Annotated in this window: 13 protein-coding genes and 1 pseudogene; 8 read left to right on the top strand and 6 right to left on the bottom strand. The window is 73.6% G+C overall.

Annotated features, from left to right (window positions below; all coding sequences use genetic code 11):
- Positions 1-4 precede the first annotated feature (4 nt).
- Positions 5-1,489 carry a hypothetical protein gene (locus tag AMK25_RS25420; RefSeq protein WP_241826487.1) on the bottom strand — a complete coding sequence of 495 codons (1,485 nt, stop codon included), beginning with the start codon at positions 1,487-1,489 and terminating at the stop codon, positions 5-7.
- A 434-nt stretch (positions 1,490-1,923) separates the two neighbouring features.
- Here AMK25_RS25420 and uvrB point away from each other — a divergent pair, with 434 nt between their 5' ends.
- The 4 genes from uvrB (at position 1,924) to AMK25_RS25400 (ending at position 6,273) form a co-directional block, all read left to right on the top strand.
- Positions 1,924-4,029 carry an excinuclease ABC subunit UvrB gene (gene uvrB, locus AMK25_RS25415; RefSeq protein WP_073830915.1) on the top strand — a complete coding sequence of 702 codons (2,106 nt, stop codon included), beginning with the start codon at positions 1,924-1,926 and terminating at the stop codon, positions 4,027-4,029.
- A gap of 25 nt (positions 4,030-4,054) precedes the next feature.
- Positions 4,055-4,888, top strand: coding sequence for a helix-turn-helix transcriptional regulator (locus tag AMK25_RS25410; protein WP_073830914.1), 834 nt, complete (start codon positions 4,055-4,057; stop codon positions 4,886-4,888).
- Between the two features lie 24 nt (positions 4,889-4,912).
- The gene (locus AMK25_RS25405) at positions 4,913-5,281 is read left to right on the top strand and encodes a VOC family protein (protein ID WP_073830913.1); all 369 of its coding nucleotides are present in this window, start codon (positions 4,913-4,915) and stop codon (positions 5,279-5,281) included.
- A 95-nt stretch (positions 5,282-5,376) separates the two neighbouring features.
- The gene (locus AMK25_RS25400) at positions 5,377-6,273 is read left to right on the top strand and encodes a DUF5753 domain-containing protein (RefSeq protein ID WP_073831034.1); all 897 of its coding nucleotides are present in this window, start codon (positions 5,377-5,379) and stop codon (positions 6,271-6,273) included.
- 116 nt (positions 6,274-6,389) lie between these two features.
- On the opposite strand, the gene AMK25_RS25395 is transcribed toward AMK25_RS25400, so the two are convergent.
- Positions 6,390-6,683: an antibiotic biosynthesis monooxygenase family protein gene (locus AMK25_RS25395; protein ID WP_073830912.1), complete on the bottom strand. Its 294-nt coding sequence runs from the start codon at positions 6,681-6,683 to the stop codon at positions 6,390-6,392.
- Between the two features lie 384 nt (positions 6,684-7,067).
- On the opposite strand from AMK25_RS25395, the gene AMK25_RS25390 reads away from it, so the two are divergent.
- Positions 7,068-8,066 carry a TerC family protein gene (locus tag AMK25_RS25390; RefSeq protein ID WP_073830911.1) on the top strand — a complete coding sequence of 333 codons (999 nt, stop codon included), beginning with the start codon at positions 7,068-7,070 and terminating at the stop codon, positions 8,064-8,066.
- A gap of 60 nt (positions 8,067-8,126) precedes the next feature.
- Here the strand turns inward: AMK25_RS25390 and AMK25_RS25385 are convergent, their stop codons facing one another.
- Together AMK25_RS25385 and AMK25_RS25380 are read right to left on the bottom strand one after the other, a co-directional pair.
- A complete protein-coding gene (locus tag AMK25_RS25385; protein ID WP_073830910.1) occupies positions 8,127-9,035 on the bottom strand; it encodes a C40 family peptidase in 909 nt (302 codons plus the stop codon).
- Between the two features lie 59 nt (positions 9,036-9,094).
- Complete coding sequence (locus AMK25_RS25380) at positions 9,095-10,192, bottom strand: mandelate racemase/muconate lactonizing enzyme family protein (RefSeq protein WP_073830909.1); 1,098 nt, start codon at positions 10,190-10,192, stop codon at positions 9,095-9,097.
- A 44-nt stretch (positions 10,193-10,236) separates the two neighbouring features.
- Here AMK25_RS25380 and AMK25_RS25375 point away from each other — a divergent pair, with 44 nt between their 5' ends.
- Positions 10,237-11,034, top strand: a complete 798-nt coding sequence (locus tag AMK25_RS25375) for a tyrosine-protein phosphatase (RefSeq protein WP_073830908.1) — start codon at positions 10,237-10,239, stop codon at positions 11,032-11,034.
- Between the two features lie 5 nt (positions 11,035-11,039).
- Here the strand turns inward: AMK25_RS25375 and AMK25_RS25370 are convergent, their stop codons facing one another.
- The gene (locus tag AMK25_RS25370) at positions 11,040-11,906 is read right to left on the bottom strand and encodes a serine hydrolase (RefSeq protein WP_073830907.1); all 867 of its coding nucleotides are present in this window, start codon (positions 11,904-11,906) and stop codon (positions 11,040-11,042) included.
- A gap of 61 nt (positions 11,907-11,967) precedes the next feature.
- Here AMK25_RS25370 and AMK25_RS25365 point away from each other — a divergent pair, with 61 nt between their 5' ends.
- Both AMK25_RS25365 and AMK25_RS33275 read left to right on the top strand, forming a co-directional pair.
- Positions 11,968-12,633 carry a class I SAM-dependent methyltransferase gene (locus tag AMK25_RS25365; protein WP_073830906.1) on the top strand — a complete coding sequence of 222 codons (666 nt, stop codon included), beginning with the start codon at positions 11,968-11,970 and terminating at the stop codon, positions 12,631-12,633.
- Positions 12,634-13,190: 557 nt separating this feature from the next.
- Positions 13,191-13,490: pseudogene (locus tag AMK25_RS33275) on the top strand (sigma factor-like helix-turn-helix DNA-binding protein); the annotation flags it as partial.
- On the opposite strand, the gene AMK25_RS32545 reads toward AMK25_RS33275, so the two are convergent.
- Positions 13,445-13,627: hypothetical protein (locus tag AMK25_RS32545; RefSeq protein WP_206744915.1), on the bottom strand; the 183-nt coding region annotated here is incomplete at its 5' end. The pseudogene AMK25_RS33275 and the gene AMK25_RS32545 sit on opposite strands and share 46 nt — an antisense overlap.

Here is a 13,627-nt window from a genome sequence, read left to right as displayed (position 1 = left end):
CGGGTCAGCGCGACGTCGAAACCGGGGAACCGGCGGGCACGCGGCCCGGCGTGAGGTCGAGCCGGACCCAGACGCCGGACCCGGTACGCAGTTCCAGCCGGCGCGGCAGCCCACCGCTGTCGAGCCACCAGCGCCTGCCGCCCGGCACCTCGACGACGTCGACGGCCCGGTCGGCGAGCCGGTCCTCCCGCACCCGGACGGCAGCGCCTTCCGGCGCGCGCACCGCGGCCCGCAGCGCCGCGTCGAGCAGCCGGTCCAGGTCGTCGCCGGGCGGGCGCGCAGGCGCCGAGAGCAGCGCGGCTGGTACCGGCGTCGGGGGTGTCGCCGGCCCGTCGGGGGACCGGTGCACCTCGGCCACCTGGCCCGGCCGGGCCCAGCGCAGGGTGCGACGGCCGCTGCCGTCCTCGATCACCACCAGGTACGCCGACGAGGTCGTCCAGCTCAGCGTGCCCGTACCGCGCAGGGTGGTGGACGGGCCGAGCGGGGCGGTCGCGGTCACCGCCGCGCCGCCGACGGCGCGTAGCCGGGCGGGCAGCGCGGCCAGCCGCTCGGCCTCGTCGTCGGTGAGGTCACGGGGCTGTCCGGGCCGGCCACCGAGGGCGTCCACCGGGTGCAGCGTGGGCCGGTCCGCGCGGCTCAGCTCGACGGTGACCGGGGTGCCGTCGGCCAGCCGCCCGGTGAGCCGGTGCAGGCGGGCGTCCGCGTCCAGCCAGAGCGTGGGCCGCGGGTCGCCCGGCACGGGAAGCGGCGCCTGGAGCACGTCCACCGGCACACCGTCGACGCTGTCGTGACGCAGCCACCGGCCGTCCGTGCCGGGCGGGTCGACCCGCGCGGCGCCGAGCCCGATCAGCAGGTCGCGTACCGCGCCCAGGCCGTGCCCGCCGGCCGGGTCCCGCATCCGCCACCGGTCCGCGGGCGGCACCAGCGGGGGCCGGGCCGGCGTGGGGAGCGCCGCGGGGTCGGGGCGCACGAGCAGCGCGGACGTGGTGGCCTGGGCCAGGCCCCGGTCGGCGCCCGCGCCGGGACCGCCGACGTCCAGGTAGACCAGGGGGCGGGCCCAGTCGATCCAGCCGACGAGTTCGGTACGGGTGCCGCCGGCGCCCACTGTGACCCGGACGCCGGCGCGCACGTCGCGCAGGTTGGTGACCCGCAGCGCGGCCACCCGGTCGGCCTCGGCCGGGGTGAGCGGGCGGGCCGTCCCGGCCGGTTCGCTCCGCCCGGGTACCCAGGCCAGCAGCGCGGCGACCAGCGCCGTCGCGGAGATCACGGCGGCGCCCGCGAGCGCGGCGAGCATGATCCGGCGGCGGCCCGGCCCGTCCGGCGGGTCGTCGGCGCCGTCCAGTTCCGGGTCGCCTCCCGCCCGGGCCGGGAGAGCGGGGGAGCGGCCGGCGCCGGCCTCGGCGCGGCGGCGCCGGCCGGCCACCGTGGCGGGCCGGGCCGGTGTGCTGGTGCGGGCGCGGCGGTGCCGCCGACCGGGCTCACGGGGCACGGCCTGGTCGCCGCTCCCACGGGCGGTGAGCCGGTGGGGACGACCCGCGCCGCGCGGCCGGCCGGCGTCGTCAGCGGGCAGGGGCACGCCGGTGTCGGGCTCGCGTCGCGGCCGGCGGTCGGGAGAGGTCCCCACGAGTGGAGAACGCGAGAGCGGGGTTTCGGTGACGAGCAGGGGCGCTCGCGGCGGCCGGTCAGCGCCTGCGCGCGACCACCGTCGGCGCGCACGCCGGTCGACCCGGGTGCTGCGGCCCTGGCGCCGGGGGCAACCGGGCCCCGGAAGGGGGCGGTCGCCGGCCCGGTCGGCCGCCGCGAGCGGCCTACGGTACGAGGGTAAACCCGTGAGATGAGCCACACAATGGGAATATCGAAGCTGATCAGGGACGGTCCGTGGTCGTGGCCGAAGTGTCGGACCTCGGGCGTACCGTTGGTGGCATGGCGCTCGACATTCCCCGGCTCGACGGCCGCTTCCAGGTCGTCAGTGAGTTCCAGCCGGCCGGTGACCAGCCGGCGGCGATCGACGAGCTTGAGCGGCGCGTGCGGCGCGGCGACCGCAACACGGTGCTGCTCGGCGCGACCGGCACCGGCAAGAGCGCCACCACGGCATGGCTGGTCGAGCGGCTCCAGCGGCCGACCCTGGTGCTCGCCCCCAACAAGACCCTCGCCGCCCAGCTCGCGAAGGAGTTCGGCGAGCTGCTGCCGCGCAACGCGGTGGAGTACTTCGTCTCCTACTACGACTACTACCAGCCCGAGGCGTACATCCCGCAGACCGACACCTACATCGAGAAGGACTCCTCGGTCAACGAGGAGGTCGAGCGGCTGCGGCACTCGGCCACCATGTCGCTGCTCACCCGGCGGGACGTCATCGTGGTCGCCACCGTCTCGGCGATCTACGGCCTGGGCACGCCGGAGGAATACCTCGAGCGCGCCGTCCGAGTCAAGGTGGGGCAGGAGCTCGACCGCGACCAGCTGCTGCGGCGGCTGGTCGACATCCAGTACACCCGCAACGACATGGCCTTCCAGCGCGGCACCTTCCGGGTCCGCGGCGACACGCTGGAGATCATCCCGGCGTACGAGGAGCTGGCGGTCCGGATCGAGCTGTTCGGTGACGAGATCGAGAAGCTCTACTACCTGAACCCGCTGACCGGCGATGTGGTCCGCGAGGTCGACAGCTTGATGATCTTCCCGGCCACGCACTACGCCGCCGGTCCGGAGCGGATGGAACGGGCGATCCGCGACATCGAGGCCGAGCTGGGCGAGCGGCTGGCCGAGCTGGAGCGGCAGGGCAAGCTGCTGGAGGCCCAGCGGCTGCGCATGCGCACCACCTACGACATCGAGATGATGCGCCAGGTGGGCTTCTGCTCCGGCATCGAGAACTACTCCATGCACATCGACGGCCGGCTGCCCGGCAGCCCGCCGCACTGCCTGCTCGACTACTTCCCGGACGACTTCCTCACGGTGGTCGACGAGTCGCACGTGACGATCCCGCAGATCGGCGGCATGTACGAGGGTGACGCCTCCCGCAAGCGCATGCTCGTCGACCACGGCTTCCGCCTGCCGAGCGCCGCGGACAACCGGCCGCTGCGCTTCGACGAGTTCCTGGAGCGGGTGGGCCAGACGGTCTACCTCTCCGCCACCCCCGGCCCGTGGGAGCTGGAGCAGGCCCAGGGCGAGTTCGTCGAGCAGGTGATCCGCCCCACCGGCCTGATCGACCCCGAGGTCGTGGTCAAGCCGACCAAGGGCCAGATCGACGACCTCATGCACGAGATCAAGCTGCGCACCGAGCGGGACGAGCGCGTGCTCGTCACCACGCTCACCAAGAAGATGGCCGAGGACCTCTCCGACTACCTGCTGGAGAACGGCATCCGGGTGCGCTACCTGCACTCCGAGGTCGACACGCTGCGCCGGGTCGAGCTGCTGCGCGAGCTGCGCAAGGGCGACTACGACGTGCTCGTCGGCATCAACCTGCTCCGGGAGGGTCTCGACCTGCCCGAGGTCTCACTGGTGGCGATCCTCGACGCCGACAAGGAGGGGTTCCTGCGCAGCGGCCGGTCGCTGATCCAGACCATCGGCCGGGCCGCCCGTAACGTCTCCGGCCAGGTCCACATGTACGCCGACAAGATCACGCCGTCGATGGCGAACGCGATCGACGAGACCAACCGGCGCCGGGCCAAGCAGATCGCGCACAACGAGGCGAACGGCATCAAGCCGGAGCCGCTGCGCAAGAAGATCCACGACATCCTCGACGACATCTACCGCGAGGCGGAGGACACCGAGAACAGCAACGTCGGCGGGGCCGTGCGGCAGCTCTCCCGGGGCAAGGCGCCGGTGAAGGAGACGCGCAGCCGCCGCGGCGCCGCGGGGACCCCGTCGCGCGAGGGGATGGCCCGGGCCGACCTGGCCAACCTCATCCAGGAGCTCAACGACCAGATGCTCGCCGCCGCGCGGGAGCTGCAGTTCGAGCTGGCCGCCCGGATCCGGGACGAGGTCGCCGACCTCAAGAAGGAGTTGCGCGGGATGGACGCCGCAGGGGTCCGGTGAGCGGCGTGACGGCCGGGGCGGCGCGATGCTGACCGAGGCCGTCGTCGCGCGCCCCGACCCGCGACTGCGCCAGTGGGTGGACCGCTACCTCGGCTACCGCGAGGACGCTCCCGTCCCGCTGGCGCGCCGGGAGGCGGCGGGCGCGTTCGTGGTGCTGATCCTCGGCTGGGGCGACCCGCTGGACGTCACCGATCCGCGTGACCCGGCCCGGGGCGCGTACGGCACGAACGCCTTCCTGGCCGGTCCGTTCGACGGCTGGTGCGTTACCCGCACCGTGGGGACGGGCACCGGGGTCCAGGTGCTGCTGACCGCCCCGGCGGCCCGCCGCCTGCTCGGGCTGCCGCTGGCCGACCTGGCCAACCGGGCGGTGCCGGTCGACGCGGTGGCGGGCTGGCTGGTCCGGCTGCGTGACGAGCTGGCCGTGGCGCGGGACTGGCCGCAGCGCTTCGCCCGGCTCGACGCCGCCCTGGCCGCGCGGCTGGCGGAGACCGAGCCGGTGGACGCGTACCTGCTGGCGGCCTGGCGGCGGCTGGCCGGCGAGGACGGGGTGGGCGTGGCCACGCTGGCCGGGGAACTGGGCTGGTCGCGCCGCCACCTGTCGGTCCGGTTCCGGCGGGAGTTCGGCCTGCCGCCGCGGACCGTCGCCCGCCTGCTGCGCTTCGGCCGGGCGTACGCGAGCCTGGGCCGCACAGTGCTCACCGCGCCCGCCGCCGTGACCGGCGAGACCGGCTGGGCGGAGCGGGCGGCCCGGTGGGGCTACTACGACCAGTCGCATCTCATCCGTGAGTTCCGCGAGTTCGCCGGTGCCACCCCGGCCGCGCTGGCGGGGCCGGGATCCCATTCGTCCAATCCGGCCTGACCGGCCCCACGGCAGACTGGCGGCATGCAGAGCGTTTATCCCGTCTTGCGGTATCCCGATGTGCGCGCAGCAGTCGACTTCCTCTGTTCCGCGTTCGGCCTCACCGTGCGTGAACTGCACGAGCTGCCCGACGGAACCCTCGTCCACGTCGAGCTGGAGCACGCCGGCGACCTCGTGATGCTCGGCCCGGGGCCGGCGCCGCAGCCCCGCCCGGCCGACGACGACTACCGCGTCTACCTGGCGATCGACGACGTCGACGCGCATCACGAGCGGGCCCGGGCGGCCGGCGCGGAGATCGTCCGGGCGCCGTTCGACACCGACTACGGCTCCCGTGACTACATCGCCCGCGACCTGTCCGGAGTGGTCTGGTCGTTCGGCACCTACCGCCCCTGAACGACTGGCGCCTACTTCGCGCGTGGTAGCGCTGTGTGGGCGAGGTATTGCCGAGCGTGATGGTCATGCGTACGCTCCTCCCCTGGGAGGCGTGCATGCCGTTGTCAGCAAGTCCCGTGGTCCGGAGGGCGCGGCTCGGTGTGGAGCTGCGCCGGCTGCGCCGTCGCGAGTCGCTCACGCTGGAGCAGGTCTGCGTCAGGCTGGGTTGGGCGTCCACCTCGAAGCTGTCCCGCATCGAGCTGGGGCAGAGCCGGCCCGACCTGGCCGACGTGCTCGACCTGCTCGACGTCTACCAGGTGCCGTCACCGCAGCGGGACGAGTTGATAGTCATCGCCCGGGACGCCGCCACCGGACGCGGCTGGTCCCGGGCGCTCGGCGAGATGGGCGAACGGCAGCGGGCGTACGTCGAGCTGGAGGCGGGCGCCGAGCGCATCGTCGAGTACCAGTGCGCGCTCGTGCCCGGCCTGCTCCAGACCCCGGCGTACGCCCGGTTGCGTGTGTCGGCGGGCGCGGCACTGACCGGCGACGTGGACGTGGAGGCCGAGGTCCGCGCCCGCGCGGCGCGTCAGGAGCTGCTGATCCGGCCGGACCCGCCGCACTACACGGCGCTGATCGACGAGCGGGTCTGCGACCCGGACGGCCTGCCCGGTGACGTGTGGCGCGACCAGATGCGGCATCTGCTCGCCCTCGCCGAGCGGCCACGCGTCAGCGTCCGGCTGCTGCCCGGCGCGTCCTGCGGCGACGGCCCGCACCCGCTCGCGCCGTTCTCCTACTACGCCTACCCCGATCCGGCGGACCCGCGCACCGTGCTGGTGGAGACGCTCACCACCGACGTGCGCCTGGTGTCCGAGACGGACGTGACCCACTACGAGCGGGTCATCGAACGGCTGCTCGCGGTCGCGCTGCCATCCGATGCCACGGCCGAGCTGGTGGCCCGGCGGCTGGGCGCCGCGCCGGTGCCCCGGCAGCGCGATCCGCACAAGCTGGACTGACCCGTACGACCTGGGCTGACCGGCGCGACCTGGCGCGACCACCGGACCCGGCGCCCCCGATGACCGTCGGGGCCGGTGGCCGCGCAGCGCGCAGGCTACGGCACGGGTACGACAGTTCAGGCCGGGACGTCGGTGAAGTGCTCGACCAGCGGCGGCCCGGCGAAGTACGGGCCGATCAGCCCGCGCCACTGCGCGAACCGTTCGGTCTGGCGGAAGTTCACGTCGTGCGCCTCGACCGAGTCCCACTCGACCAGCAGGACGAACCGGGTGGGCGACTCCACGCCCCGGGTCATCCGCACGGAGCGGCAGCCCTCGGCGCCGGCGAGGATCGGCCGCGCCTGCGCGTAGGCGGCGGCGAAGTCGTCCTCGTTTCCGGGCGTCACATCGATAAGCGCGACCTCAAGAACCATGCCCGCAGCCTGCCATGCCACCCCGCCGTGTGTACGCACCGGGGGAGACGCCCGGCGGGGTTGATGGGCTAGCCTCCTAGGAAGCATTACGCGACGTGAGGCGGCACACGTCACTCAGCCGGACGACGGCCCGGAGATGCGGCCCCTGGGTGTGATGGTGAACAATGGCGGCCGAGGAGGGGAGTATTCCCTCGCGGCGGAGTCGTCAGCACGGAAGAGCCCCGGTACCCCCACGGTGGCTCGACCCGGCTCCGTCGGTCGGAACCGGCTACCGGGCTCCGGCGGAAGAGACCTCCGACAGTCACCCCTGTCAGCGTCGACGCACCCCGGCACCCCACCCGGCGTACGGTGTGCCCGACGCCGCGTGTCTGCCGGAGGATGGATTTGAACGTGTCCGCATTGGTGTGGGCGGTAACGCTGATCGCGATGATCGCGGTCCTGCTCGCCGACCTGTTCATCATCGGCCGGCGACCGCACGAGCCCAGCGTCCGCGAGTCGAGCCTCTGGGTGGGCTTCTACGTCGGCCTGGCGCTGATCTTCGGCGCTGTGCTCTGGCTGACCTCGGGCGCCGGTGTGGCGGGCGAGTTCTACACCGGCTGGCTCACCGAGTACAGCCTTTCGGTGGACAACCTCTTCGTCTTCGTCATCATCATGGCCCGCTTCGGGGTGCCCCGGCAGTACCAGCAGAAGGTGCTGCTCGTCGGCATCATCCTGGCGCTGGTCATGCGCGGCGGTTTCATCGCGGCCGGCGCGGCGCTGATCTCCCAGTTCTCCTGGGTCTTCTACATCTTCGGCGCGTTCCTCATCTACACCGCGGTGAACCTGGCCCGGCAGGGCGAGCCGGACGAGGACGAGTTCAGCGAGAACCTGCTGATCCGGTGGAGCCGCCGGGCGCTGCCGCTGTCCCGGGACTACGACGGGGCAAAGATCACCACCCGGGAGCACGGGCGGCGGCTGTTCACCCCGATGCTGATCGTGATGATCGCGATCGGCACCACCGACCTGATCTTCGCGCTCGACTCGATCCCGGCCATCTTCGGCATCACCCAGGAGCCGTACCTGGTCTTCACCGCGAACGTGTTCGCGCTGATGGGTCTGCGGCAGCTCTACTTCCTGCTCGGCGGCCTGCTGGACCGGCTCATCTACCTCAGCTACGGGCTGGCGGTGGTGCTCGGCTTCATCGGCGTGAAGCTGATGCTGGAGGCGCTCGCCGACAACCACCTGCCGTTCATCAACGGCGGCGAGCCTGTGGGGTGGGCCCCGCACATCCCGATCTGGCTGTCGCTCACCGTCATCCTCGGCACCCTGGCCGTGGCCACCGCGGCGAGCCTGGCGAAGTCGTCGCGGGACCGGCGGCGGGAGCTGGTCAAGGCCCGCCGCTGACCGGATCACCATTCGCTGGGCGTCCTCGTGCCGGGGGCGCCCAGCGGCGTTTCCGCAGGGTCAGACGCGGTGCGCGCCGACGAGTGTGGCGACCCGGTCGGCGGGCAGCTCCTCCTCGACCACCCGGCGGGTCAGGTAGCAGGCGTGCAGCATCCGGCGCCGGCCGGCGTGCGGCTCGGCCGACACGATCCCGACGTGGTGGACACGCCGGCCGGGCCGCGCGAAGAAGTAGAGGTCGCCGGGACGCTCGTCGTCGAGCGCCACCGGCGTCGTCGCGTCCGCCTGGTCGTCGGCGTCGCGGGGGAGCGTGATCCCGTACCGCCGCCAGGCCAGGTGGACCAGCCCGGAGCAGTCGATGCCGTCGGTGGACAGGCCGCCCCAGATGTAGACCAGGTCGCGCAGCCGCTCGGCGACCGCGAGCACCTCCTTGGCCTCGGGGCGTTCGGCCGGCAGCGGCACCAGGTCGCCCTCCGGGGCCCACAGCGGGTCGGCCCGACCCGGTACGCGGACCGGGCGCCCGCCGTCCACCGGCCGCCCGGCCGACGCGAGGCGGGTGCCGAGCACCAGGCCGCTGAGCGCCGCAGCGCCGCCCGGCGCGACGCGCAGCGTGGTGTGGGCGACGTCGACGGTCAGCGCGGCGTCGACCGGGTCGGCGGCGGTCAGGTGGGCGGTCCGCACCCAGCCCGGGTAACCGTCGGCGCCGTGTTTCGCGGCGGGCTGCCCGAGCGCCACCACCCGGGTCCAGCCGTCCGTCCGCGTCTCGGTGACCTGTACCCGCTCGCCGAGCAGCAACTGGGTCAGGACGCAGTCACCGACCCGCTGTTCGCGGTCCATTCCGGCGATCCAGCCGGCGACGTCGGGGCAGTCGGCGAGAGCGGGCCGGTCGATCGGGCGCACCGCGTCGGGTGCTGCCCATAGGGTCGCCACCGGCACCCGTACGACGGCCTGCCGGCACGGTTGAGGCGCCACGCGCGTACCCCTCTCTGCAGTGGTTCTCCGGGCGACCCTATGAAAGATTCTACCGCCACTCAACCATGTGACTGAATTTTAGCTTCACGTAGGCCGGTGATGCCGAGCCCCGGCGCGTCCGGCAGCAGCACGCTCGCGCCCTCGTACCGGATGCCGCCGGTGACCGGCGACCAGGCCAGCCACCACGCGGCGTCGAGGTCCGACACCGCAGTGGTGCCGTAGGCGGCGACCAGGCTGGCGGCGGCGCCCACCCCGACCGGCCCTTCCATCATCGAGCCGACGATGGTGCCCATGCCGTGCGCGGCGGCCAGGTCCAGCAGCGTGCGGGCCGCCTGCAGGCCGCCGCACTTGGCCAGCTTCACGTTCACCATGTCCGCCGCGCGCCGCCGGATCACCTCGACCAGGTCACGCGTGTCGAAGACGGACTCGTCAGCCAGGATCGGCAGCCCGACCCGGTCGCTGACCCAGGCCAGTCCGTCCAGGTCACGGCGGTGCACCGGCTGCTCGACCAGTTCGACGTCGAGCCCCGCGTCCTCGATCGCGCGGATCACCCGGACCGCCTCCCGCGGCGTCCAGCCCTGGTTGGCGTCCAGCCGGATCCGCACGTCCGGCCCGACCGCGGCCCGCACCGCGCGGACCCGGTCCAGGTCGCCGCGGGCGTCGGTGCCGACCTTGAGCTTGAGCACCCCGAACCCCTCGGCGCCGCGCCGCGCCGCCGTCGCGGCCAGGTCGACCGCGTCGCCGGCGGCGAGCGTGACGTCCGTCGGCACGCGCAGCGCCGTGCCGCCGAGCAGCCGCACCAGGGGTACGCCGAGCCGCCGCGCGGCCAGGTCGTGCAGCGCCACGTCGAGCGCCGCCTTCGCCGACTCGTTGCCCACCACGGCGCGACGCAGCAGCGCGCAACCCGCCTGGAGGTCGTCGGCGTCCCGGCCGATCAGCAGCGGCGCGAGCAGTTCGCGTACGCACGCCTCGGCGCCGGCCACCGACGCGCCGGTGACCTGCCAGACCTGCGGCGACTCACCGAAACCCGAACGGCCGTCGCCGTCGATCACCTCCACGACCAGCGTGTCCACGGTGGTGGTACGGCGCAGCGCGGTGACGAACGGGGTGTGTAAGGGGGCCGACAGACGGTGGGTGCGTACCGCGGCGATGGTCATGTGGGGCACCCTATAGCCAACTGGCGGCGAGCAGGGGAGGGCCGATGACCGGGCGGGACTGGGAGCTGGTGGGTGCGCCGAACGCGCGTGACCTGGGCGGACTGCCGACGACCGACGGGCGGCGGGTACGCGCCGGACGGCTCATCCGCACGCCCGCGCTGGGCCGGCTCACCGACGAGGACCTGCCGGTGCTGGGCAAACTCGGCCCGGCCTGCGTGGTGGACCTGCGCGACGCCCACGAGCAGGCGGTGGCGCCGCCGGACCGGCTGGCAGGTGCGCCCCGCGTGGTGCACCTGCCCGTCTACGACGCGGCGCACCCCGTGTTCACGTACGTCTCGGCGGTGTTGCAGGGCCACGACCTGAACGCGTACGCGGCGCTGGCCCGCGAGGGCATGCCGGGGGCGATGACGGCAATCTACCGCTGGTTCGTCACCGGCGAGTCGGCGCGGGCCGGTTTCAGCGCGGCGGTGCGGCTGGCCGTCGAGGACGCGAACCTGCCGCTGCTCTTCCACTGCTCCGCCGGCAAGGACCGCACCGGCTGGCTGTCGGTGGTGCTGCTGACCGCGCTGGGGGTCGAGGAGGAGGCGATCCGCGCCGACTACCTGGTGCACAACGAGCTGACCGAGAGCCTGCGCGAGGTGCTGCTCTCGGCGATGATCCGGCGCCGGCCGGACCTGGACCCGGCGGCGGCGCGGCCGCTGCTGGAGGTGCGCCCGGAATACCTGGACGCCGCCTACGACGAGGTGCGCCGGACACACGGCTCGTTCGAGGCGTACCTGCGTGACGGTCTGGGGGTGACCGACGCGGACCGCGCGGCGCTGCGCGAGCGGCTGCTGGAGTAGCCGGGTCAGCCGGCCAGGTCGTGCCGCGCCGCCCAGACCCGCTCGGAGACGTGCGCGATCAGCCGGCAGGCGTCGTCCTCCACCTCGTCGTCGTCCGCGCCGCCGTCGGCCAGGTCGGTGGTGGTGCAGACGACGATCGTGTACGGCGGCGCGTCGTCCGGGAACACCACGCCCGCGCCGTGGCGCACACCGCGTACCCAGCCGTTCTTGTGCGCGATCCGGGTGCCGTCGGGCAGCCCGGCGGCGAGGTCCTCGCGGTGTTCCTGGGCGGCCAGCACGTCGAGCATGGCCGCGCAGGCGGACGGCGGGGCCAGCGGGCCGGGGCGGGTCGCGCCGAGCGCCAGCTCGCCGAGCAGGGCGGCCAGGTCGGCGGCGGTGACCAGGTTGTCGATGCCGGAGTCGCGGGCGGCGAAGTCCTCGATGCCGCGCCCGGTGACGCTGTGCCGGGCACCGGCGAGCGCCCACGCCTGCGCCACCGCGGGCAGCCCCACCTGGCCGATGCAGATGTTCGTGGCCAGGTTGCTGGACCGGACGATCATCCGTTCGGCGAGCCAGCGCAGCGGCGCGTCCCCGCCGACCCGGTCCCAGACCGCCTCGTCGTTGTCGTAGTCGCGGGCGTTGGCGAACCGGGGCGCGCCCGGCAGCGCGGAGTCGAACGAGTTGCGCACCGGCACCGGCGCGTCCAGGTCGAGCCGGCCGGTCTCGGCGGCGCGGAACAGCGCCACCAGCACTGCGAGCTTCATCGTGCTCGCCGCGTAGTGGGTGGCGTCGGCGCGCCGCGTCCACGTAGGCCGCGCGCCGGGGCGGCCCACGTACGCGGAGACGGTGCCGGGCACCTTGTCCAGGTGCGCGTCGAGCTCCTCCCAGGTCATGGGGGCACCGTAGCCGATCTGCGGGGCAGCGGCGGGCCCGGTGCGGGGCTAGCGTGCGGAGATGACGACCCCGTTGTACGACGACATCGCCGACTGGTACGAGGAGTACGCCAGCGAGACCTCGTCGGTCTACATGGACCGGATCCGGTCGGTCCTGGCCGGCCTGCTGGGCGAGGGCCCGGGCCGCTGCCTGGACCTGTGCTGCGGCACCGGCGCGCACGCGGCCGAGCTGCGCCGTCTCGGATGGACACCGGTGGGCGTGGACCTGTCCGGCGGGCAACTGCGTCACGCCCGGTCCCGGCTGCCGGTGGCCCGGGCCGACGCGACAGCGCTGCCGCTGGCCACCGGCGCGGTGCCGGCCGCTGTGTGCGTACTCGCGCACACCGACATGCCCGACTATCCGGCCGCGATCGCGGAGGCGGCGCGGGTGCTGGCGCCCGGTGGCCGGCTGGTGCACGTCGGGGTGCACCCGTGTTACGTCGGCGCGTTCGCCGACCGGTCCGAGCCGGAGCGGATCGTCATCGACGGCGGGTACGCCTCACGGGAGCACACGCTGCGGTCGTGGAACTCGGTGGGGGTGCGGGCGCGGGTCGGCGCCTGGCACCTGCCCCTGGCCGACCTGCTCAACGCCGTGGCGGCCGCCGGTCTGGTGGTGAACCGGGTGGTCGAGTCCGGCTCCGGCCCCGTGCCCGACGCCCTGGCGATCGCCGCCACCAAACCCCGCTGACGCCTCGTCCCCGCGATCGTCCTGTTACGGGCGTTCGTCCGGGGCGGTGCCGCCACCGCTGTCGCCCGACCTCCACCGTGGTCGGCCACTCGTCCGCCCGCTTCCGGGTCCACCCGCTTGCTCGCTTCCGGGTCCGCCCGGTTGCCCATTCCCGCGTGCGCTCGCCTGCGGCTTCCGCGTCCGCCCGCTTGCCGGCTCGCATGTCGGTCGGCCCGTCCGGCTTCCGCTTGTGTCCGCCCGCCCGCTCCTGCCCCATCCGCCGGCTTCCGCCTGCGTCGGCCCGCTCGCTTCTCCTCCGCCCACCGGTTCCGGCCTGCGCCGGGCCGTCCACTCCTGGCTCAGTCCGCCAGTTCCGCGTCATCCGACGGCCGCTCTCATGCCGTCCGCGGAGACCGCCCGGTCTCCCACTATCCGGGATCTCGAAGGTCATATCCCGAGATCCGTGTAGATCTTGGTAGGAATCGGCCCCTGGAGGGGCCATTTCGTACCAAGATCTCGCGCTTGGCGGTCGATCATGAGGTTAGCGGCGGTTATGGAGAGGCGGTTTCTAGGCTTCAGTGCAACTGATCTTGGTTGGGCTGGGGGTGCGGGTGGCGAGGCCGGGTGTGTTGACGTTCGGGCATCGGCAGGTGTTGGAGCATCTGTGGGGGTCGGGTCGGACGATCTCGCAGATTGCGGAGGTTCTCGGGGTGCCGGTGTGCACGGTGTCGCGGGAGGTGGCGCGGAACAACAGTGCGCGGCACGGGACGAAGAACCCGCTCGGGCGGTCACTGCCGTCCGGGCGGGCTCGGCGTCCGTATCGGTGGGGGTATCAGGCGCAGTGGGCGCAGAGGCGGGCTGACGCGGCCCGGCGGCGGTCGGTCTCCGATTGTGGCTGATTACTCAGATAGGCGGCGGAAAACGACGAATGAGGCAGAGGTTGGGCCTCGCGACGGACCACCGCGCCGACCGAGTCGTGGGACACGTTGGCGATCATCGATGTATTGGCGCATCG

The sequence above is a fragment of the Micromonospora sp. TSRI0369 genome (assembly GCF_001905625.1).
Taxonomy (GTDB): Bacteria; Actinomycetota; Actinomycetes; order Mycobacteriales; family Micromonosporaceae; genus Micromonospora; species Micromonospora echinospora_A.
The sequence above is the reverse complement of the archived record's forward strand: the minus strand, read 5'-3'. Positions and strand labels throughout refer to the sequence as shown.

Bases quoted from the DNA above. Each gene is read 5' to 3' on its own strand.
- AMK25_RS25405 (WP_073830913.1), top strand. From the start codon at position 4,913: ATGCAGAGCGTTTATCCCGTCTTGCGGTATCCCGATGTGCGCGCAGCA.
- AMK25_RS25370 (WP_073830907.1), bottom strand. From the start codon at position 11,906: ATGACCTGGGAGGAGCTCGACGCGCACCTGGACAAGGTGCCCGGCACC.
- AMK25_RS25395 (WP_073830912.1), bottom strand. From the start codon at position 6,683: ATGGTTCTTGAGGTCGCGCTTATCGATGTGACGCCCGGAAACGAGGAC.
- AMK25_RS25410 (WP_073830914.1), top strand. From the start codon at position 4,055: ATGCTGACCGAGGCCGTCGTCGCGCGCCCCGACCCGCGACTGCGCCAG.
- uvrB (WP_073830915.1), top strand. From the start codon at position 1,924: ATGGCGCTCGACATTCCCCGGCTCGACGGCCGCTTCCAGGTCGTCAGT.
- AMK25_RS25365 (WP_073830906.1), top strand. From the start codon at position 11,968: ATGACGACCCCGTTGTACGACGACATCGCCGACTGGTACGAGGAGTAC.
- AMK25_RS25400 (WP_073831034.1), top strand. From the start codon at position 5,377: ATGCCGTTGTCAGCAAGTCCCGTGGTCCGGAGGGCGCGGCTCGGTGTG.
- AMK25_RS25380 (WP_073830909.1), bottom strand. From the start codon at position 10,192: ATGACCATCGCCGCGGTACGCACCCACCGTCTGTCGGCCCCCTTACAC.
- AMK25_RS25375 (WP_073830908.1), top strand. From the start codon at position 10,237: ATGACCGGGCGGGACTGGGAGCTGGTGGGTGCGCCGAACGCGCGTGAC.